The 19,052-nt window shown below is 73.1% G+C and carries 18 protein-coding genes and 1 riboswitch; of the genes, 4 read left to right on the top strand and 14 right to left on the bottom strand.

The features are described 5' to 3' along the window. Entirely contained in the window at positions 1-741 is a 741-nt protein-coding gene (locus GA0115242_RS29990) for a GOLPH3/VPS74 family protein (protein ID WP_093834002.1), read from the top strand. A 169-nt stretch (positions 742-910) separates the two neighbouring features. On the opposite strand, the gene GA0115242_RS29985 is transcribed toward GA0115242_RS29990, so the two are convergent. The 6 genes from GA0115242_RS29985 to GA0115242_RS29960 all read right to left on the bottom strand — a co-directional run bounded on the left by GA0115242_RS29985 (position 911) and on the right by GA0115242_RS29960 (position 6,961). Then, positions 911-1,492 carry a GAF domain-containing protein gene (locus tag GA0115242_RS29985; protein ID WP_093834000.1) on the bottom strand — a complete coding sequence of 194 codons (582 nt, stop codon included), beginning with the start codon at positions 1,490-1,492 and terminating at the stop codon, positions 911-913. 60 nt (positions 1,493-1,552) lie between these two features. Further along, on the bottom strand, positions 1,553-2,152 hold the full coding sequence (locus GA0115242_RS29980) for a GTP-binding protein (protein WP_093833998.1): 600 nt from the start codon (positions 2,150-2,152) through the stop codon (positions 1,553-1,555). Continuing rightward, positions 2,130-2,501 carry a DUF742 domain-containing protein gene (locus tag GA0115242_RS29975; protein ID WP_093833996.1) on the bottom strand — a complete coding sequence of 124 codons (372 nt, stop codon included), beginning with the start codon at positions 2,499-2,501 and terminating at the stop codon, positions 2,130-2,132. The genes GA0115242_RS29980 and GA0115242_RS29975 overlap by 23 nt, the downstream gene beginning before the upstream one ends. A 2-nt stretch (positions 2,502-2,503) precedes the next feature. Then, positions 2,504-2,938: a roadblock/LC7 domain-containing protein gene (locus GA0115242_RS29970; RefSeq protein WP_093833994.1), complete on the bottom strand. Its 435-nt coding sequence runs from the start codon at positions 2,936-2,938 to the stop codon at positions 2,504-2,506. Between the two features lie 19 nt (positions 2,939-2,957). Further along, positions 2,958-5,357 carry a sensor histidine kinase gene (locus GA0115242_RS29965; RefSeq protein WP_237549385.1) on the bottom strand — a complete coding sequence of 800 codons (2,400 nt, stop codon included), beginning with the start codon at positions 5,355-5,357 and terminating at the stop codon, positions 2,958-2,960. A 377-nt stretch (positions 5,358-5,734) separates the two neighbouring features. Beyond that, positions 5,735-6,961, bottom strand: a complete 1,227-nt coding sequence (locus GA0115242_RS29960; protein ID WP_093833992.1) for an MBL fold metallo-hydrolase — start codon at positions 6,959-6,961, stop codon at positions 5,735-5,737. A 321-nt stretch (positions 6,962-7,282) separates the two neighbouring features. Between GA0115242_RS29960 and GA0115242_RS29955 the strand changes: the two genes are divergently transcribed. Further along, positions 7,283-8,446: a glutamate dehydrogenase gene (locus GA0115242_RS29955; RefSeq protein ID WP_093834023.1), complete on the top strand. Its 1,164-nt coding sequence runs from the start codon at positions 7,283-7,285 to the stop codon at positions 8,444-8,446. A 149-nt stretch (positions 8,447-8,595) separates the two neighbouring features. Beyond that, positions 8,596-9,198, top strand: coding sequence for a TetR/AcrR family transcriptional regulator (locus tag GA0115242_RS29950; RefSeq protein WP_093833990.1), 603 nt, complete (start codon positions 8,596-8,598; stop codon positions 9,196-9,198). 18 nt (positions 9,199-9,216) lie between these two features. Here GA0115242_RS29950 and GA0115242_RS29945 read toward each other — a convergent pair whose 3' ends face one another. Both GA0115242_RS29945 and GA0115242_RS29940 read right to left on the bottom strand, forming a co-directional pair. Further along, positions 9,217-10,002 carry an SGNH/GDSL hydrolase family protein gene (locus tag GA0115242_RS29945; RefSeq protein ID WP_093833988.1) on the bottom strand — a complete coding sequence of 262 codons (786 nt, stop codon included), beginning with the start codon at positions 10,000-10,002 and terminating at the stop codon, positions 9,217-9,219. A gap of 246 nt (positions 10,003-10,248) precedes the next feature. Further along, positions 10,249-11,193 (bottom strand): M23 family metallopeptidase, encoded by a 945-nt coding sequence (locus GA0115242_RS29940; RefSeq protein WP_093833986.1) that lies wholly within the window; start codon positions 11,191-11,193, stop codon positions 10,249-10,251. Between the two features lie 4 nt (positions 11,194-11,197). After that, positions 11,198-11,357, bottom strand: a riboswitch (cyclic di-AMP (ydaO/yuaA leader). Between the two features lie 529 nt (positions 11,358-11,886). Here GA0115242_RS29940 and GA0115242_RS29935 point away from each other — a divergent pair. Next, positions 11,887-12,684 (top strand): tyrosine-protein phosphatase, encoded by a 798-nt coding sequence (locus GA0115242_RS29935; RefSeq protein WP_093833984.1) that lies wholly within the window; start codon positions 11,887-11,889, stop codon positions 12,682-12,684. A 12-nt stretch (positions 12,685-12,696) separates the two neighbouring features. On the opposite strand, the gene GA0115242_RS29930 is transcribed toward GA0115242_RS29935, so the two are convergent. From GA0115242_RS29930 to hpnH, 6 genes are all read right to left on the bottom strand, one after another. Beyond that, a complete protein-coding gene (locus GA0115242_RS29930; RefSeq protein WP_093833982.1) occupies positions 12,697-12,816 on the bottom strand; it encodes a DUF6126 family protein in 120 nt (39 codons plus the stop codon). Beyond that, positions 12,813-13,439 (bottom strand): helix-turn-helix domain-containing protein, encoded by a 627-nt coding sequence (locus GA0115242_RS29925; RefSeq protein ID WP_093833980.1) that lies wholly within the window; start codon positions 13,437-13,439, stop codon positions 12,813-12,815. The genes GA0115242_RS29930 and GA0115242_RS29925 overlap by 4 nt, the downstream gene beginning before the upstream one ends. Before the next feature lie 113 nt (positions 13,440-13,552). Beyond that, a complete protein-coding gene (locus GA0115242_RS29920; protein ID WP_093833978.1) occupies positions 13,553-14,938 on the bottom strand; it encodes an aspartate aminotransferase family protein in 1,386 nt (461 codons plus the stop codon). Further along, the gene (dxs, locus tag GA0115242_RS29915) at positions 14,935-16,839 is read right to left on the bottom strand and encodes a 1-deoxy-D-xylulose-5-phosphate synthase (RefSeq protein WP_093833976.1); all 1,905 of its coding nucleotides are present in this window, start codon (positions 16,837-16,839) and stop codon (positions 14,935-14,937) included. Before dxs ends, GA0115242_RS29920 begins: the two co-directional genes overlap by 4 nt. Before the next feature lie 28 nt (positions 16,840-16,867). Beyond that, entirely contained in the window at positions 16,868-18,025 is a 1,158-nt protein-coding gene (gene ispG, locus GA0115242_RS29910) for a flavodoxin-dependent (E)-4-hydroxy-3-methylbut-2-enyl-diphosphate synthase (protein WP_093833974.1), read from the bottom strand. Between the two features lie 4 nt (positions 18,026-18,029). Beyond that, a complete protein-coding gene (gene hpnH / locus GA0115242_RS29905) occupies positions 18,030-19,052 on the bottom strand; it encodes an adenosyl-hopene transferase HpnH (RefSeq protein ID WP_093833972.1) in 1,023 nt (340 codons plus the stop codon).

Here is a 19,052-nt window from a genome sequence, read left to right as displayed (position 1 = left end):
ATGAACACCGCCCGGGACCTCGTGATCGTCGCCATGGACGTGCCCCAGGACCGTCCGGTCGAGACCGGCGACCTGTCGCTGGCGCTGGCGGGCGCCGAGCTGCTCGACCTGGGCGACGCGGGCGCGTTGGTCCTGGACGGCGACCTGATCGTGCCCGGCGCGGCGATCGCCCCGGAGGACCGGCTGCTGGTGGAGGCGGCGGCGGAACTGCTGGGCCAGGAGCCGTACGAGACGGTCGAGGACTGGCTGTGGCGCCGGGGCCGCGGGCTCGCGGCGGCCTACGCCGTGGAACTGGAGCGGGACGGTCTGGTCGCGCACCGGCGGGAGCACCGGATCTCGCTGGGCGGCCGCAGGGCCGTGCTGGTCGACTCGCCGGAACGGACCAGGGCCGGGCGGCGCCTGGCGGAGGGCGAGCGGGTGCTGGCGGCGCTCGCGGCGGAGGTCGGTGTCCGCGACCAGCTCCCGGCCGACGACGGGACCGAGGAGAAGGAGGGGACGGACGCCACGGACGAGTCCGACGGGACCGGCGAGGTGGGAGCCACGGACGAGTCCGACGGGACGGGCGAGGTCGGGGCGTCGGGCGAGTCGGTGGAGGCGGCGCCGGAGGAGCGGGAGCAGCCGGACGACCCGGTGGACCGGGTGCTCGCGGCGGTCGGCGGCGCGGTGACGGAGCTGGAGGGCGTACGGCGCCGCAGGGCCGTCGAGGACGCGGCGTACGAGAACGTGTGGCGCGGGCTGTAGGAACCGCGCGAAGAACACCTGCGGCACCCGGCCCCGAGAGGCGTCATGGCTCCCACCGGTCCCCGCCGGACCACGCGCCGCGGAAGCGGCCCGCGGGACGATCGCGCGGCGGCCCCGGACATCTCCCGCACCGGCGCCCCCGGGGACGCACTCCCCCGGACGGCCGCGCTCAGTGGAACGTTCCGTCCACCTCCCGGTGCTCCAGTCGGGCGACGAGTTCCGCCGCCGAGTTCTTGATCGCCGCCAGACCCGGCTTCCCCCAGGGCCTCGGTCGCACGTCGACGACGGACACCGTGCCCAGGACCATGCCGGTGCTCTCTATCAGGGGCGCCCCCAGGTAGGAGCGGATGCCGTAGCCGTCCACGACGGGGTTGCAGGCGAACCGCGGGTAGTCGCGCACGTCCTCCAGGACCAGGGCCCTGCGGCGGACCACGACGTGCGGGCAGAACCCGTGGTCGCGGGCGAGCCTGCGGCCGAGGCCGGGCTTGGCGGCACCGCCGTCGGGGGCGGCGGGCGGCAGCGGCGGGGTGTGCAGCCCGGCGAAGAACTGTCCCCGCTCGTCGATGAAGTTGACCATGGCGTAGGGCGCGCTGGTCAGTTCCGCGAGCTGGTCCGCGTACACGTCGAGGGACGGGTCGGGGCGCTCGCCGAGCCCAAGGCCGCGCAGCCGCCTGGTCCTGGCCGGGGCCTCCTTGTCCTCGGGGGTGAGCAGCAGACGGCCTGCCGGACCCGACAACGGGTCGTACGTCATGGGCGGGCTCCGTCGTGGTGGACGCGGTTCATATCCGGGCTCCCTGGCGGTGGGCGGGGTTCACGTGTGGGCGCCATGACTCGGCGCGGCGGCCGGCGCATGGGCGATGAGGTGCTGCACGAGGGTGAGCAGGGTCTGGATGCCCGAACTGGAGATGCGGGCATCGCAGCGGACCACCGGGATCTGCGGGGGGAGGTCCATGGCGGCGCGCACCTCCTCGGGGTCGTAGCGGTGGGCGCCGTCGAACTCGTTGATCGCGACGATGAAGCCGACGCCGCGCTGTTCGAAGAAGTCGACGGCCGCGAAGCACTCCTCCAGGCGGCGGGTGTCGGCGAGGATGACCGCTCCGAGGGCGCCCTCGGAGAGTTCGTCCCACATGAACCAGAACCGTTCCTGTCCCGGCGTGCCGAACAGGTACAGGACGTGCCGCGGGTCGAGGGTGATGCGGCCGAAGTCCATGGCCACCGTCGTCTCGACCTTGTTCTCGATCCCGTCGAGCCGGTCGGTCGCGGCGCTGACCGTGGTGAGGAGCTCCTCCGTGCTGAGCGGCGCGATCTCGCTCACCGCGCCCACGAAGGTCGTCTTGCCCACCCCGAACCCGCCCGCGACGAGGATCTTCAGCGCGGTGGGGAAGGGGTCAGAGCTGTCGTCGTAGTCCATCGAGCACTGCCTCCAGAAGGGCCCGGTCGGTGGGGTTGTCGTGGAACACGGGGGGCTTGGTGGTCAGCGCCCCGCAGTCGACGAGGTCCGACAGCAGCACCTTGGTGACCGCCGCCGGCAGCTTCAGATGGGCGGCGACCTCGGCCACCGGGACGGGCGCGCGGCAGAGGTCGAGCGCCAGCGTGTGCTCGGGGCCCAGATAGCCGAGCGGGGTGGCCCCGGTGACCATCACCTGCGACAGGAGGTCGAGGGTGATGGTCGGCCGGGTGCGGCCGTTGCTGACCGTGAAGGGCCGCACCAGTCGGCCGGCCGCCTCGTCGAGCCAGGGCCCGTCACCGGCCGTCGCCACGCTCAAAGCCTCATCGCCGGTGGTTCGACGGCGTGCCGGCGGGGGGCGGTGGCGAGGTACGGGCGGACGCTCTTGACCAGCATGGACATCTCGTAGCCGAGGACGGCGGCGTCGGCCTCCCGGTCGGCCAGCACGGCGAGACAGGTGCCGGAGCCCGCGGTGGTGACGAACAGCAGGGTCGAGGCGAGTTCGACGACGACCTGGCGGACGTCGCCGTTGTCGCCGAACCGGGCCCCGGCGCTGCGGCCGAGGGAGTAGAGGCCGGAGGCCAGGGCCGCCATGTGGTCGGCGCTGTCGGCGTCGAGGCCGTGGACCGACTTCACGAGGCCGTCGCAGGAGAGGAGTACCGCGCTGTTGGTGTGCGGCACGCGCTGCACGAGGCCGCTCATCAGCCAGTCGAGATCGGATACCTGGCTGGTCGGCGCGTCGCTCGCCATGGTGGATCGACTCCTTGGGTTACGAAGGTCTGCGGGAGCGGGGGTGGTCATCCGGCGCCGGGGTTCCCGTCGTGCCGGTGGAAGACGGCGCCGCCGCGCGCGGAGGCGGTCGGGGCGTCGGCCGGGCGGGCCGGTCCCACGGTGGTGACGTCGAGAGCCGCGGGGTCCGGTCCGTGCGGGTGGTCGGCGGTGGGCGGGGGTGGGGGACGGTCGTGTCGTGGGCCGGGGCGGGCCGGGGGACGGCGGCCGCGGCCCGAGCGGCGTCGTGGGTCTGTCCCGGCCGGGGAACGGCCGCGGCCCGAGCGGCACCCGCGTGCGGGTCGCTCGCGCCGTGGGCCGGTCCAGGACCGGGGACGGTCCTGGCGTGGGCGGGACCGGGGGTGCGGGCGCCGGGTCCGGTGGGCCGCACCTCCAGCGGGGCGTGTCCCGCGAGCAGCGACTCCCGGTCCATCTCCACGGGCCCGGTGTAGGCGGACTCCATGCGCAGGATGCCCGGGTCGCGGTTGTCGCCCTTCAGGTGCTGCTGGGCCTCGGCGAGGCCGACCCCGCGCCGGAAGGCGGCCATGAGTCCGGGGTCGTGGTCCACGGGCGGTTCGTCGGCCGGGCGGGGCAGGGGTCCGCCGCGCAGTTCGGGGACGAGGTGCTCCTGGGCGCGGCGCCGGGGCAGATGGGGCTTGTCCTGGACGCCGGGCTGCGGCCCGCCCCGGGGGGTGAGGGGTTCGGCGGGCCGTTCGGCGAGCAGCCGCCGGTGGTCGGGCCCGATGCCGGGGACGGCCTCGGCGGGGTTGGCGCGCTCCTGATGGGCGTCGCGGACGGGCAGCGGATCGGCCCCGGGCGGGATGTCCTGCGGGACGGCGCCGAAGTACCCGGCGCCCGCCGGGTGTCCCCCGGTCCCGGCCGCGAGGATGTCGGGGCGCGCGTCCGCCGTCGGATGCCCACCGCCTGCCGCCATGTGGGCGTCGGGGCGCATGCCCGCCGCCGCGTGTCCGCCGGGCCCCGCCGTGTGGGCGTCGGGCCGCGTGCCCGCCCTGCCGTAGTCCCCGGCTCCGGCCGGGACGGCGTCGGCGGTGCGGTGGGCGGCGTCGTTCCAGCCGCCGGCCGCGCGGTGGCTCCCGGTGCCGGTGCCCGCGCCGGTGCCGGTGCCGGTCAGGGAGGCGTCGGCCCACCCGTCGCCGACCAGCAGGCCGCCGGTCCCCCCGGCGACCGTGGCGGCGTCCGCCCCCAGCAGTTCCTGCGGCACGACGAGCACGGCCTGCACGCCGCCGTAGATGTTGCTCTGGAGGCGGACCTCGATGCCGTGTCTGCGGGCCAGTTGGGAGACGACGAAGAGGCCGATGCGTCCGTCTGCGAGCAGATGGCCCACGTTGACCTGGTCGGGGTCGGCGAGCAGGGCGTTCATCTTCCGCTGCTCGGCGAGGGGCATGCCGAGCCCCCGGTCCTCGACCTCGACGGCGAGCCCGGAGGTGACGAGGGTGGCCCGCAGCAGGACCTGGGTGTGCGGGGCGGAGAACACCGTGGCGTTCTCGACCAGTTCGGCCAGCAGGTGGATCACGTCGGCGACGGCGTGCCCGCGCAGGGTGCCGGAGACCGGGGGCACCAGCCTGACCCTGCTGTACTGCTCGACCTCGGCGACGGCGGAGCGCAGCACCTCGGTCATGGGGACGGGGTGGCTCCACTGCCGCCGTGAGACGGCGCCGCCGAGCACGGCGAGGTTCTCGGAGTGGCGTCGGATGCGGGTGGCGAGGTGGTCGACGTGGAAGAGGCCCTTGAGCAGGTCGGGGTCCTCGATCGAGTTCTCCAGCTCGTCCAGGGTCGAGATCTCGCGGTGCACCAGCGACTGGAGGCGCCGGGCGAGGTTGACGAAGACCTCCAGCTTCTGTTCGTCGCCCGCCTGGCTGGAGAGCTGGGCGGCCTGCACGACGGCGGTGACGGCGCCGTCGTGCGCGCGGGCGAGGTCGCAGGCGAGGAGGTCGAGGTCGTCGGCGTCGTCGGGCGGGCCGCCGCGGGGTGCGCGGGCGGGCGGGGTCTCGCCGCGCCGCAGCGCGGTGACGAGGGCGCGCAGGTCGGCCTCGCCGCGGGCGCTGCCCCTGCGCAGGGCGAGGACGCGGTCGCTCAGGGCGCGGGCGGCGCGGTCGGCGGCCACGGCGGCGATCAGGATGCCGGCGAGGGCCACGGAGAAGGCCCCCGCGAGCACGCCCCAGAGGGCGAGTCCTGGCTGGGCCCCGGTGGAGCGGACGGTGAACAGCACGGCGGCGCAGGCGCTGAGGGCCACCGCGGTCGGCGGCAGCACCGCGAGCCTGCGCAGTTGCGAACGTATGTGGGCCTCGGGCAGCACGGGCGCGGTGCGGGCGGCCGGCCGCCCGTGCCGCCCGCCCTCGCGGCGGTCTGCGCGGGGGGCCGGTGCGCGGAGGTGAGCCATCGGTTTCCTCGAACTGGTCCGTCGGTGCCCGGCACGCGCGTGGGGCGCGGTCGGGTGTGTGCCATCGCGATGTCGGTCGAGAGGTCGCGGGACGGCCGACGCCGTCGGTCTCGGCCCGGTACCGCTCGACGGGCACTCACAGTAGTTGCGAACGGATCGTGCGTGAGGGGCAGTTCGCAAACTCCCCCCGCGAGCATCCCCCTCTGGTATGAGCTGACGAACGGTCGATCGATAATCCGGACGTGCGAGCGGATGAACTGGGTGCGTCAATCGATCAGACCTGGTCAGAACCGATCCCCGGACATGCGTGAGGGCCGGGGAGCGACTGCTCCCCGGCCCTCACCGGCGCGCGCCGGTTGCCGTTTTCTGTCCGGTCGTCAGCCCGCCTGGACCGTTTCGGGCTCGCCGGTGCCCGTGGAATTCTTCCCCTGAACGTCACTCACCGTGTCCGCCAGCGGAGCGGGCGCGTCCGTCTCCGTCCAGCCGCCCGACGGGGGCAGCGCCACCCCGCGCCACCACGGGTCGGCGGGCACCGTCGCGGACGTCGGCTCGAAGGGCTCGCCCGGACGGGGCAGCGCGACCCGGGAGCCGGTGGCGCGCGCGGCGGCGAGGGTGCCCTCGCCGGGCTCGGCCCACGGGTGCGGGGCGAGGTTGAAGGTGCCCCAGTGGATGGGCAGCATCACTCCGCGCGGCTCGCCGCCCTGGAGGTCCAGGTGGGCCCGCATGCCCTCCTCGGGCGTCATGTGGATGTCGGGCCAGAAGTCGCTGTACGCGCCGATCTGGATCATCGTCGCGTCGAACGGGCCGTGCGCGGCGCCGATGTCCCGGAAGCCCTCGAAGTAGCCGGTGTCACCGCTGTGGTAGACCCGGTGCTCGGACCCGGCCACCACCCAGGACGCCCACAGGGTGTGCTGGGTGTTGCGCAGGCCGCGGCCGCAGAAGTGGCGGGCCGGGGTCGCGGTCAGGGTGAGGCCGCCGACCCGCGTCTCCTCGTGCCAGTCCAGCTCGCGCAGCCGGTCGGCGGGGACGCCCCAGTGCTCCAGGTGGGCGCCGACCCCGAGCGGGACCGCGAACAGGGTGTCCGTTCCGGCCAGCGCCTTGATCGTGGGCATGTCGAGGTGGTCGTAGTGGTCGTGGGAGATCACGACGACGTCGACCGGCCCCAGCGCGGCCAGCGGCAGCGGCACCGGGTGCAGGCGCTTGGGCCCGGCGAACGGGAACGGCGAACACCGCTCGCCCCACACCGGGTCGAACAGCACCCGCTGCCCGTCGATCTCGGCGAGGACGCTGGAGTGGCCCATCCAGGTCACCCGCAGCCCGGTGGCGGGCGGCCGGGCGATGTCGGCGAGGGTGGTGGCGTGCACCGGCACGGTCCCCTGCGGGGCGCGGCGGGGCCTGCTCTCCTTGTCGACGTAGACCTTGGCCAGGCTCTTGACGGAGCCGGAGGGGCGGGTCCTCGCGGTGCCCCCGGGGTTCTGGAAGACACCGTCCTTGAAATGCGGTGATCTGCGGATACGGGCCATCCGCGCGCCGCTCGGGTCCGCGCCGAAGGCCGCGGGCTGCAGCGAGCTGAGCCCGGAGCTCAGGGAACGGAAACCGGACACGGTACCTCCAGGGGGAGACGGTGGGGCATTCCATTATGGTCGCCCCCGCCGACACCACCCGGCGGGAGGGTGCCCGGCGGGCGGTTTCCAAGGAAAGCCCAAAGATACGACGGAGCGTGACGACGGGGAAACGTCCCGCGTCCGGACCCGCGCCCGCGCTCCGCCCGCCCACCGCCGTTGACAGCGCGCGACACCGCTTCCGATACTGACCGACGATTCAGTAACCGTCGGTCGGCCGGTGTCCCGGCCGCCGCCAGCGAGGAGCCCCCTGTGACCGCCCCTTCGACCGCCCCCGCGAGCGCGGCGCCGCCCGCGCCCCTGATGTCGATCACCTGGACCGACCACGTCACGGGCCACCGGGGCTTCCTGGTCGTCGACCGCCTGGTGCGCGGGGTGGCCAGCGGCGGACTGCGGATGCGCGCGGGCTGCACCCTGGAGGAGGTGACCGGGCTCGCCCGCGGCATGACCATGAAGGAGGCGCTCCACTACGACCCCGACGGCCGCTACATCCCGCTCGGCGGCGCCAAGGGCGGCATCGACTGCGACCCGCGCGACCCCGCCGCGTACGGCGTCCTGGTCCGCTTCCTGCGGGCGATGCGGCCGACCGTCGAGAGCGTCTGGACCACGGGCGAGGACCTCGGGCTCACCCAGGACCTGGTGGACCGCGCGGCGGCCGAGGCCGGACTCGTCTCGTCGATCCAGGCCGTGTACCCGCTCCTGGACGACGAGCGGGCCGCCAGGCGGCGGCTCGCGGACGCCTTCGCCGTCGAGGTGGACGGCATCGGCCTGGACGCGCTGGTCGGCGGCTGCGGGGTGGCCGAGTCCGCGCTCGCCGCCCTCGACCGGGCCGGGCTGCCGTACGCGCGGGCCCGGGTCTCGGTCCAGGGTCTGGGCACCATGGGCGGGGCGACGGCGCGCTTCCTCTCCCGCGCCGGGCTGTCCGTGGTCGCCGTCGCCGACGTGAAGGGGACGATCGCCAACCCGGACGGGCTCGACGTCGAGGCGCTCCTCGCCGCGCGGGACGCGTACGGCACCGTCGACCGCGCGGCGCTGCGCCCCGGGGACGCCGAACTGCCCGCCGACGCCTGGCTGTCGGCCGGGGCGGAGGTGCTGGTGCCGGCCGCGGTGTCGTACGCGATCGACGCCGACAACCAGCGGGCGGTCACCGCGCGCTGGATCGTGGAGGCGGCCAACATGCCGGTGCTGCCCGCGGCGGAGGAGCTGCTGGCGGCCCGCGGGGTGACGGTCCTGCCCGACGTGGTGGTCAACTCCGGTACCAACGCCTGGTGGTGGTGGACCCTCTTCGGCGACATCGGGCCGGACGCCGAGCAGGCGTTCGCGCACACCCGGCGCTCGATGCGGGCCCTGATCGACCGGACGCTGGCCCGTGCCGAGCGGGACGGCATCTCGCCGCGGGCCGCCGCCCACGCCCTGGTCGCGGACCGCCTGCCGGTCCTGGCGGAACGCTTCGGCTGGTACCGGTGACGAAGTCCCGCGCGGGCGGCCGCAGTACCCCCGCTGCCGGGTCGACGGCGTCCCGCGCGGGAGGCGACCTCCCGGAGGGCCGGAGGGGCAGGTGGCCGGGAACCGCCGTCACCCCGTACCGGCATACGGCGACGGCATAGTCTGACGGCGTGGCACGGGTGCGGTTGAGCGTGGCGGAGCGGCGTGCGGAGTTGCTGCGGGCCGCCATCGAGCAGATCGAATCGCGGGGCGTGGCGGCGGTACGGATCGCCGACGTGGCCGCGGCGCTCGGGGTGAGCAACGCGCTGGTGCTCTACCACTTCTCCACGAAGGAACGCCTGGTCGCGGCGGCGTTCGCGCACGCCACCGAGGACGACCTGGCCCATCTGCGCGGACTCCTGGCCCGCCGCACGACGGCGCTGCGGCGGCTGCGCGCGGCGGTGCGCTGGTACGCGCCGACCGGCCAGGCCAAGGGGTGGCGCCTGTGGATCGAGGGCTGGGCCGCGTCGTTGCGCGACCCGGTCCTCCAGCAGGTGACCCGGGACCTGGACCGGCGGTGGAAGGCGGCGATCACCGAGGTGATCGAGGAGGGCGTGCGGGCGGGCGAGTTCCGGTGCGCCGACCCGTCCGCGTCCGCCCTGCGCCTGACGGCCTTCCTCGACGGCCTCGCGGTCCAGCTGACGTCCTACCCGGGCGGCGTCTCCCGCGCCCAGGCCCAGCGGTGGGCGGACGCGGCCCTGGTCCGCGAGCTGGACCTGCCGCCCGAGGGGTGACCGGGGCCGCTCCCCCGCTCAGGCGACCGGGGCGATGCGGCTCTTGATGTCGTCGGGGGAGAGCGCGCCCTTGGCCGTCACGTGGTCCCCCGAGGACTCGCCCCGCAGCCGCCGTCCGATCCACGGCACCAGGTACTCGCGCGCCCAGTGCACGTCGTCGCGGCGCACCGACAGGGTCCCGCGCGGCGGCAGCGGCGGCCACGCCTGGTCCGGGTCGGCCGGTACGTCGACGCCGAGGACCTGGCCCGCGCGCAGCGCGACCCGGGTGTGCCCGTCCGCCGAGAGGTGCAGCCGGTCGGAGTCCCAGGCCCGCCGGTCCTGGATGGTGCGCAGCGACCACAGGTCGAGCACCGGGCAGCCGTACCGGTCGGCGACGGCCCTCACGTGCCCGTTGTAGGTGGCGATCTTCCCGCGCAGGTGCTTGAGGACGGGGACGCCCCGGGTGTCGAAGCCGGTGGTCACCATGACGGTGCCGCAGGTCTCGGTGAGCCGGACGACGGCCCGCTCGAACCGCTCGGCGACCTCGTCGGGGTCGGTGCCGGGCCGGATGATGTCGTTGCCGCCCGCGCAGAAGGAGACCAGATCGGGGGCGAGTTCGACGGCTCGGGGCAGTTGGTCCTCGACCACCTGGTCGAGCAGCTTGCCCCGCACGGCGAGGTTCGCGTACGTGAAGTCGCCCTCGGGGCGCCGATCGGCGAGCAGGACCGCGAACCGGTCCGCCCAGCCGACGAGTGCTCCGTCGGGGCCGGGATCGCCGACGCCTTCGGTGAAGCTGTCCCCCACCGCGACGTACGACCCGATCACCGCTCTGCTGTCACTCTTCGAATCGTCTGTCACGTCCGCCATGGAACACCGTCGAATGTGGCCTACGCGACCGTAGGAAAGGGTTGACGAACGGTGAGATAAGCCACGCCTAAAGTGTTGCCCAAGCCAGGAATAAACACGTGGTCCAAGGCGGTTGAGGCCGCAACCGCGGCGCCGGGGGCGCGTGCACCGAAGGCCGGACCCGGGGATCGGGGTCCGGCCTTCGGCGCGTTCGGGTGGGTGCGGTCAGCCGACCTGGACGCCCTGCGTACGGAGGTAGGCGAGCGGGTCCACGTCGGAGCCGTACTCCGGGGTGGTGCGGATCTCGAAGTGCAGGTGCGGTCCGGTGACGTTGCCGGTGGCCCCGGAGAGGCCGACCTGCTGCCCGGCGCTCACGCTCTGGCCCGCCGACACGGAGAGCTGGGAGAGGTGGGCGTACTGGGCGTAGTGGCCGTCGGCGAGCTTGATGACGACCTGGTTGCCGTACGCGCCGCCCCAGCCCGCGGAGACGACGCTGCCCGCGCCGACGGCCTTGAGGGAGGTGCCGGTCGGCACGACGAAGTCGACGCCGGTGTGGTAGCCGCTGGACCACATGGACCCGGAGGCGCGGTAGGCGGTGCCGACGGAGGCGCCGGAGACCGGGAGGGTGAAGCCGGTCGACGCGGTGGAGGACTGCGGGGCCGACGCGGTGGAGGAGTCGCCGGAACCGGTGGAGTCGGCCGGGTCGGAGGAGGCGGCGGAATCCGTCGCGTCCGCCGTCTTCGAGGAGCCGGACGTGTCGGCCGGCGTGTCACCGGTCGTCGCGGCCTTCGCGCCGATGGCGAGTTCGAGGCCGGGGCGGATCAGCGACGGGTCCCCGCCGACGGCCTGGCGGTTGTCGGCGTAGAGCCGCTTCCAGCCGCCCTGGACGTTCTGCTCGTCGGCGATCTTCGAGAGACAGTCGCCGACCCGGACGGAATAGGTCCTGGTGGCGGTCGAATTCGCGGACGCGGCCGACTTCGTCCCGGCGGTCTGGAGGGCCGCGACGGCCTTTCCGGAGACCGGCTGGGCGGCGGAGTGCGGCGCGGCGGCGTGCGCGTTCGCGGCTCCCATGAGCGGGAGGGCGAGAGCGGCGCCACCGGTTCCGGCGACGGCTATCGAGCGGGTGAGGCGCAGGGCCTTCGGACGGCGGTGCTTACCCTTCGCGGGCATGACGAATTCCTCTCCGGCGCCTGCGAGGTGAGCTGTCGGGTGCGGACTGGAGATGCCCGGCCGCGTCGTGCGACGCGGCTTTACCCCGAGCCGTTCCGGAGACCGGAACAGGCGGTGGTACCTGTGGGTCCCCCGCTCCTGCCGAGTACGGGTGATTGATGCGGAATTCCGGTCGGCGGCAGGATTGGGCGTCCGTCCGGAGTGGTGGCGAACGTAAGCGACGAAGACGCGAACGGACAAGCCGCGGTTCCCCTTTCCCGCCTTTCTCTTGATCCCTTACCGGAATTCGCCGTCACCCTGCGTGGATATCGTTCGCCGCGCCCGCCGTGAACTCGCAAGCGAAGAACCTGAATTACGTGAACATGACGGGCCACGGACGGTCACGACTATGACGCTCCTCACGCGGCACTCGGCCACCCTCCCCCATTCCAGAGCGAGTTGACACGAAGACGCTGGAAACGCCACCCACACACCTAATACGGACAGATGGCCCACATGCGGCACTCTCGCGACAGGAGGGTACGGACCCGCGCACTCCGGGGCGCCGCGAGCGGATCCGGGCGGGCCTCGGGGGCGGTGGACGACGCCTCCGGAGTCGCCGGGCGCGCCGGTACGTATGTCGTATCGTCGGGTGCGGATCCGCCGGCCATTCCTCAGAGCCGCGTCGGCGGGCCCGAGTGGGAGGGAGCCCCCTTGACGCAGCAGATCCCGTCGACCGAGCCCGAGCTGTCCCAGGTACGCAACTTCCGCGACGTGGGGGGCCTGCCCACCACGGACGGCCGCCGGGTACGGCACGGCGTCCTCTTCCGCAGCGGCCACCTCGCGCACGCGACGGCCGAGGACGCGGCCTTCCTCGCCGGGCTCGGCCTGCACACCGTCTTCGACTTCCGCAACGCGGCGGACCAGCGGCTGGAGGGCCCGGACGTCGAGCTGCCGGGCGTGCGCAACGTGAACCTGCCGCTCTCCGACCCGGCCGACGGCGCCGAGTTCTGGCGGATGGTGCGCGACGGCGACCTGGCGCAGCTGCGGACGATCCTCGGCGACGGCAAGGGCGCCGAGCGCATGATCGCCTCGTACCGCTCGATCATCAGGGACCGCACCGCCGAGCACGGGCGCGTCCTGCGCTCGCTCGCCGAGGACAGCGTGCCCGCGCTGATGCACTGCGCGGCGGGCAAGGACCGCGCGGGCCTGTCCGTGGCGGTGACGCTCCTCGCCCTCGGGGTGGAGCGCGAGGCGATCGTCGCCGACTACCTGGAGTCGAACGCGAAGCACCGCCGCTACCGGGTCAGGCGCGGGGACGACTCCCCGTCCGCCTACACGCCGGAGGTGATGGAGCTGCTCAGCCCCCTCTTCGACGCCCGCGCGGAGTACCTGTCGGCGGCCTTCGAGACGATCGGGTCGACCTGGGGCGGTGTCGACGCCTACCTGGAGCAGGGGCTCGGCCTGACCCCGCCGCTGCGGGAGCGGCTGCGCGAGCGCCTGCTCGACTGACCCCGCCGCCCGTTACTTGGCGCCCACCTCGAACAGCAGGTAGATGAAGGCCGCGAAGAGGTGCCCCACGGCGATGTAGATGATCAGCCGTACCCACAGGGCGCGGGGGAACTTCTCCTCCATGTCGGTCATGACATACCTCCGGTGGTGGGTCCCAGGCACAGCGTGGCCGCGGGGCTCTGGAGCAGGGTGTGGACGAACAGCAGCTCGACCCCGGCGGGGTCCTGGGCGGCGATGCGGTGCGGGGTCAGCGAGTCGAAGTGCGCGCTGTCCCCGGGCCCGAGCAGGTGGGTGGTCTCCCCGAGGCGGAGCCTGAGCCGGCCGCCGAGGACGTACAGCCACTCCTCGCCGGGGTGCACCCGCACGATGTCCCCCTGGGCGCCGTGCGGCACCTGCACCCGCAGGGCCTGCATGCCGCGCCCGGAGGCCCCGGCCTGCCAGTAGGTCCAGCCGCCCGCGGCGGTCGGTTCCATGTCCGAGGCCCGGACGACGGCGTCCCGGTCGGCGGACGTCTCGCCGAGCACCTCGGAGACCGTCGTACCGTAGATGCGGGCCAGGGCGAGCAGCATCGGCAGGGACGGCTGGCGCTGGCCCGTCTCCAGCCGGGAGAGGTGCGCCGGTGAGAGACCCGCGGTGCGGGCCGCGGCCTCCAGGGTCAGCGAGGCCCTGCGGCGCAGCTCGCGCAGGTGAGGCGCGACGACGGGCGTGACGTCGGTGTCCGGCCCGCCCGAGGGATCGGTCTCGGGAGCGTTCATGCCCTCTATTCAGCCCGAACTTTGCCCCTGGGGCAATTTCCTTGCCTCAGAGGCAAAAGCCAGGGACCCGCCGGGCGCACGCCTCCCGAGCGGGTCCGCCGCGCGCCCCTCCGCTACCGGTTGGCCACCGCCTGCTTCACCAGGGTTCTGCCGAAGTCCCACATCAGTCCGCCGCCGCTGTGCGCGTCGTCCATGACCGCGGTGAACGCCTCGACGAACCGGTCCACCTCCCGCTCCCCGATGATCAGCGGCGGGATCAGCTTGATCACCTCCAGGTGGTCGCCGGAGACCTGGGTGAGGATCCGGTGCCGCTGGAGCAGCGGGACCACGACCATCTGCGCGAAGAGGCCCTTGCGGGCCGCCTGGAGCATCGTCCAACGACTGCGCAGCTTGAGGGACTTGGGGCGCCCGAACTCGATGCCGACCATGAGACCCCGGCCGCGCACGTCGGCGAGCAGCTCATAGGTGTCGACGAGGGCGGCGAGCCGCGACCTGAGCAGGTCGCCGGTGGCGCGCGCGCCCGCGACGATCTGCTCGTTCTCCATGACCGACAGCACGGCGAGACCGGCCGCCATCGCCTGGGCGTTGGAGCCGAAGCTCGCCGAGTGCACGAGCACCCGGTCCATGGACGAGTAGACCTTCTTGAAGATCCAGTCCCGGCCGAGGGTGGCGCCGACCGGCACGTACCCCCCGGAGAGCGCCTTGGCCACGCACACCAGGTCGGGTTCGACGCCGTCCTCGTGCTGGTAGGCGTAGAAGTCGCCGGTGCGGCCGAGGCCGGTCTGCACCTCGTCGGCGATGAGCAGCGCCTTGTGCCGGTGCAGCAGCTCCTGGGCGGCGCGCAGGTATCCGGGCGGCGCCTCGTGCACGCCCTTGCCCTGGATCGGTTCGACGACCAGGGCGGCGACATCGCCCTTCTTCAACTCCCGTGCCAGGGCGTCGAGATCACCCAGCGGCACCGGGGTGTCGGGCAGCAGCGGGGCGAAGCCGTCGCGGAACCCCGACTCGCCGTTGACCGAGAGGGAGCCGGTGGTCAGGCCGTGGAAGGCGTGGTCGCAGTAGAGGACGCGGGGCCTGCCGGTGGCGTAGCGGGCGAACTTCAGGGCGGTCTCGACGGCTTCGGTGCCGCTGTTGCCGAAGAAGACCCGGTCCAGGTGCGGGCTGTGGGCGAGCAGCCGCTCGGCGAGCAGACCGGGCAGCGGCTGGCAGTCGAAGCGGGTGAGGTCGGCGAGGTCGGCGTCCAGGACGTCGTGCAGCGCCTTGCGGACCACCGGGTGGTGGCGGCCCAGGCCCATCACGCCGAACCCGGCGAGCATGTCCAGGTAGTCGTTGCCCTCGGCGTCCCAGAAGTAGGCGCCCTCGCCGCGCTCGTAGACCTTGTCGAAGCCGAGGGTGCGCAGCATGCGCGGGAGCTGGTGGTTGAGGTACCTGCCGTGCAGCTCGTAGCGCTCGGCTCCGCGCTCGGCCAGGAGGGCGCCGAGGTCGAACTCCTTGCTCATTCAGCTTTCTCCTTGACTGTGCCGTCCGTCGCTTCCCCGGCGGCCAGGCTCGCGGCGATCCGCCCGGCCACCTCGACGGGCGTGAGTCCGATGTCGGCGAGGACCTCGGCGCGTCCGGCGTGCGCGAGGAACTGCTCGGGGATGCCGAACCGCCGTACGGGGACGTCGACCTCGGCGTCCCCGAGGGCGAGTGCCACGGCCGAACCGACCCCGGCGGCGCGGCTGTTGTCCTCGACGACGGCCACCAGGCGGTGGCGGGCGGCGAGTTCGGGCAGTGCGGGGTCGACGGGCTTGACCCAGCGGGGGTCGACGACGGTGCAGCCGATGCCGCGCGCCGCCAGCAGGTCGGCGGCCTGGAGGCAGACCGATGCCATCACGCCGACGGCGACCAGGAGCACCTGGGGCCGCGCGTCGCGGCGCAGCACGTCGAGTCCGCCGATCCGGTCGACGGCCGGGATCTCGGGGCCGACGGACTCCTTCGGGAAGCGGACCAGGGTGGGGGCGTCGTCGACCGCGACGGCCTCGCGGAGCTGGGCGCGGAGCTGGGCGGCGTCGCGCGGGGCGGCGATCCGCAGGCCGGGGACGACCTGGAGGATCGACATGTCCCACATGCCGTTGTGGGAGGCGCCGTCGACGCCGGTGACCCCGGCCCGGTCCAGGACGAAGGTGACGCCGCAGCGGTGCAGCGCGACGTCCATCAGGAGCTGGTCGAAGGCCCGGTTGAGGAAGGTGGCGTAGACGGCGACGACGGGGTGGACCCCGCCGGTGGCGAGACCGGCCGCGGAGACGGTGGCGTGCTGCTCGGCGATGCCGACGTCCCAGACCCGGTCGGGGAACCGGGCGGCGAACGGGCCGAGCCCGACCGGGTGCAGCATGGCCGCCGTGATCGCGACGACGTCCTCGCGCTCGGCGCCGATCGCGGCGATCTCCTCGCCGAACACCGACGTCCAGGAGGGCGCGGCGGCGGGTGCGAGGGGCTCGCAGGTGAGCGGGTCCATCACGCCGACGGTGTGGAAGTGGTCCTCCTCGTGCGCGAGGGCTGGTCCGTAGCCGCGGCCCTTCTCGGTGAGGCAGTGCACGAGGACGGGCCCGTGGAAGCGCTTCGCGCGGCGCAGCGCGGACTCGACGGCCCCGATGTCGTGCCCGTCGATCGGGCCGATGTACTTCAGGCCCAGGTCCTCGAACATGCCCTGCGGCGCGAAGGCGTCCTTGAAGCCCTTCTTGGCGCCGTGCAGCGACTCGTAGAGCGTGCCGCCGACGACCGGGGTGCGCAGCAGGACGTCCTTGCCCCAGGCGAGGACCCGTTCGTAGCCGTCGGTGGTGCGCAGGGTGGCGAGGTGGTCGGCGAGGCCGCCGATGGTGGGCGCGTAGGAGCGCTCGTTGTCGTTGACGACGACGATCAGCGGCCGGTCCTTGGCGGCCGCGATGTTGTTGAGGGCCTCCCAGGCCATGCCGCCGGTCAGCGCGCCGTCGCCGATGACGGCGACCACGTGGCCCTTCTCGCCGAGCACCTGACGGGCCTTGGCGAGCCCGTCGGCCCAGCCGAGCGCGGTGGAGGCGTGGCTGTTCTCGACGATGTCGTGCTCGGACTCCTCCCGCGAGGGATAGCCGGAGAGGCCGCCCTTGCCGCGCAGCTTGGAGAAGTCCTGACGCCCTGTCAGCAGCTTGTGCACGTAGCTCTGGTGGCCGGTGTCCCACACGATGCGGTCCACCGGCGACTCGAAGACGCGGTGCAGGGCGACGGACAGCTCCACCACGCCCAGGTTGGGCCCGAGGTGCCCGCCGGTCCTGGCCACCGCCTGCACCAGGAACTCCCTGATCTCCTCGGTCAGTCGACCGACGTCCGCTTCGGACAGCGCCTTAAGGTCGCGTGGTCCCCGGATGGTCTCCAGAATCGTCACGCTCGGGCCCCCTTCGGTCCGTGCTCGATCAGCTCACGGTGACGGCCGGCTCCCCCGCTCCGACGCCGTCCTGCTCCATCTGTGCGGCGATCTTCATCGCCTCCTCGATCAGGGTCTCGACGATCTTGGACTCGGGGACGGTCTTGATGACCTCGCCCTTGACGAAGATCTGGCCCTTGCCGTTGCCGGAGGCGACGCCGAGGTCCGCCTCCCTGGCCTCGCCGGGGCCGTTGACGACGCAGCCCATGACGGCGACCCGCAGCGGCACCTCCATGCCGTCGAGGCCCGCCGTGACCTCGTCGGCGAGCTTGTAGACGTCGACCTGCGCGCGGCCGCAGGACGGGCAGGAGACGATCTCCAGACGCCGCTGCCGCAGGTTCAGCGACTCCAGGATCTGGATGCCGACCTTGACCTCCTCGGCGGGCGGCGCGGACAGCGAGACCCGGATGGTGTCGCCGATGCCCTCGGACAGCAGCGCGCCGAAGGCGACCGCCGACTTGACGGTGCCCTGGAAGGCGGGCCCGGCCTCGGTGACGCCCAGGTGCAGCGGGTAGTCGCAGCGGGCGGCGAGCTGCCGGTACGCCTCGATCATGACGACCGGGTCGTTGTGCTTGACGGAGATCTTGATGTCGCGGAAGCCGTGCTCCTCGAAGAGGGACGCCTCCCACAGCGCCGACTCGACGAGCGCCTCGGGGGTCGCCCTGCCGTACTTCTGGAGCAGACGGCGGTCCAGCGAACCGGCGTTGACGCCGATGCGGATGGGCGTGCCGTGCTCCTTGGCGGCCCTGGCGATCTCCTTGACCTTGTCGTCGAACTGCTTGATGTTGCCGGGGTTGACGCGGACGGCGGCGCATCCGGCCTCGATCGCCGCGAAGACGTACTTCGGCTGGAAGTGGATGTCGGCGATGACCGGGATCTGCGACTTGCGGGCGATCGTCGACAGCGCGTCCGCGTCGTCCTGCGTCGGACACGCCACCCGCACGATCTGGCACCCCGACGCCGTCAGCTCGGCGATCTGCTGGAGGGTGGCGCCGATGTCGGAGGTGCGCGTCGTGGTCATCGACTGCACCGACACCGGGGCGCCACCGCCGACCGCCACCGGACCGACGTCGATGCGCCGCGAGGGGCGGCGCTCGGCGATCGGCCGGGGCGGGAGCGCGGGCACGCCCAGGGAGACGGCGGTCACCGGGTCACTCCCGGTTCCCGGAGACCGTCTCGCGCATCGCGCGCAGCGACTCCTTGAGCGAACCCATGGTGGCCAGGACGGCGGTGGGCTCGTAGCCGCAGTGCGCCATGCAGTTGTCGCAGCGCGGGTCCTTGCCGCGCCCGTACTTGTCCCAGTCGGTCTTCTCGATGAGTTCGCGGTACGTCGGCACGTACCCGTCGCTCATCAGGTAGCAGGGGCGCTGCCAGCCGAACAGCGAGTAGTTGGGGATCGCCCACGCCGTGCACGGGAAGTCGACCTTCCCCTCCAGGAAGTCCAGGAAGAGCGGGGAGTGGTTGAGCCGCCAGCGCAGCCGGTTGCCGCCCGCGAAGGCCTTCCTGAACAGCTCCCTGGTCTGCGTGACGCCGAGGAAGTGGTCCTGGTCGGGCGCCTTCTCGTAGGCGTAGGCGGGCGAGATCATCATCTCGTCCACGTGCAGCTCGTCGTTGAGGAAGTCGAGCACCTCGATGATGGTCTGCGGGGTGTCGGTGTTGAAGAAGGTCGAGTTGGTGGTGACCCGGAAGCCGCGCCGCTTGGCCTCCTTGATCGCCGCCACCGCCTCGTCGAACACGCCCTCCTTGGCGACCGACTCGTCGTGCCGCTCGCGCAGCCCGTCGATGTGGACGGCGAACGCGAAGTACGGCGAGGGCGTGAACTTGTCCATCTTCTTGCGCAGCAGCATCGCGTTGGTGCACAGGAAGACGTACTTCTTCTTGGCGACCAACTGCCGCACGATCTCGTCGATCTGAGGGTGCATCAGGGGCTCGCCGCCCGCGATGGACACCATCGGCGCGCCCGATTCGAGGACCGCGCCCACGGCCTGGGCGACCGGCATGCGCTGCTTGAGCACCCCGGCCGGGTGCTGGATCTTGCCGCAGCCCTCGCAGGCGAGGTTGCAGGCGAAAAGCGGTTCCAGCTCCACGATCAGCGGGAACTTGTCACGCTTGCGGAGCTTCTGTTCTGCCAGGTATGTAGCGACCTTGATGGACTGGCGCAGCGGCATGGCCAT

The sequence above is a fragment of the Streptomyces sp. SolWspMP-5a-2 genome (assembly GCF_900091845.1).
GTDB lineage: Bacteria > Actinomycetota > Actinomycetes > Streptomycetales > Streptomycetaceae > Streptomyces > Streptomyces doudnae.
The sequence above is the reverse complement of the archived record's forward strand: the minus strand, read 5'-3'. Positions and strand labels throughout refer to the sequence as shown.

Bases quoted from the DNA above. Each gene is read 5' to 3' on its own strand.
- GA0115242_RS29970 (WP_093833994.1), bottom strand. From the start codon at position 2,938: ATGGCGAGCGACGCGCCGACCAGCCAGGTATCCGATCTCGACTGGCTG.
- hpnH (WP_093833972.1), bottom strand. From the start codon at position 19,052: ATGGCCATGCCGCTGCGCCAGTCCATCAAGGTCGCTACATACCTGGCA.
- GA0115242_RS29990 (WP_093834002.1), top strand. From the start codon at position 1: ATGAACACCGCCCGGGACCTCGTGATCGTCGCCATGGACGTGCCCCAG.
- GA0115242_RS29985 (WP_093834000.1), bottom strand. From the start codon at position 1,492: ATGACGTACGACCCGTTGTCGGGTCCGGCAGGCCGTCTGCTGCTCACC.
- GA0115242_RS29965 (WP_237549385.1), bottom strand. From the start codon at position 5,357: ATGGCTCACCTCCGCGCACCGGCCCCCCGCGCAGACCGCCGCGAGGGC.
- GA0115242_RS29955 (WP_093834023.1), top strand. From the start codon at position 7,283: ATGTCGATCACCTGGACCGACCACGTCACGGGCCACCGGGGCTTCCTG.
- GA0115242_RS29940 (WP_093833986.1), bottom strand. From the start codon at position 11,193: ATGCCCGCGAAGGGTAAGCACCGCCGTCCGAAGGCCCTGCGCCTCACC.
- GA0115242_RS29920 (WP_093833978.1), bottom strand. From the start codon at position 14,938: ATGAGCAAGGAGTTCGACCTCGGCGCCCTCCTGGCCGAGCGCGGAGCC.
- GA0115242_RS29980 (WP_093833998.1), bottom strand. From the start codon at position 2,152: ATGGACTACGACGACAGCTCTGACCCCTTCCCCACCGCGCTGAAGATC.
- GA0115242_RS29930 (WP_093833982.1), bottom strand. From the start codon at position 12,816: ATGACCGACATGGAGGAGAAGTTCCCCCGCGCCCTGTGGGTACGGCTG.
- GA0115242_RS29925 (WP_093833980.1), bottom strand. From the start codon at position 13,439: ATGAACGCTCCCGAGACCGATCCCTCGGGCGGGCCGGACACCGACGTC.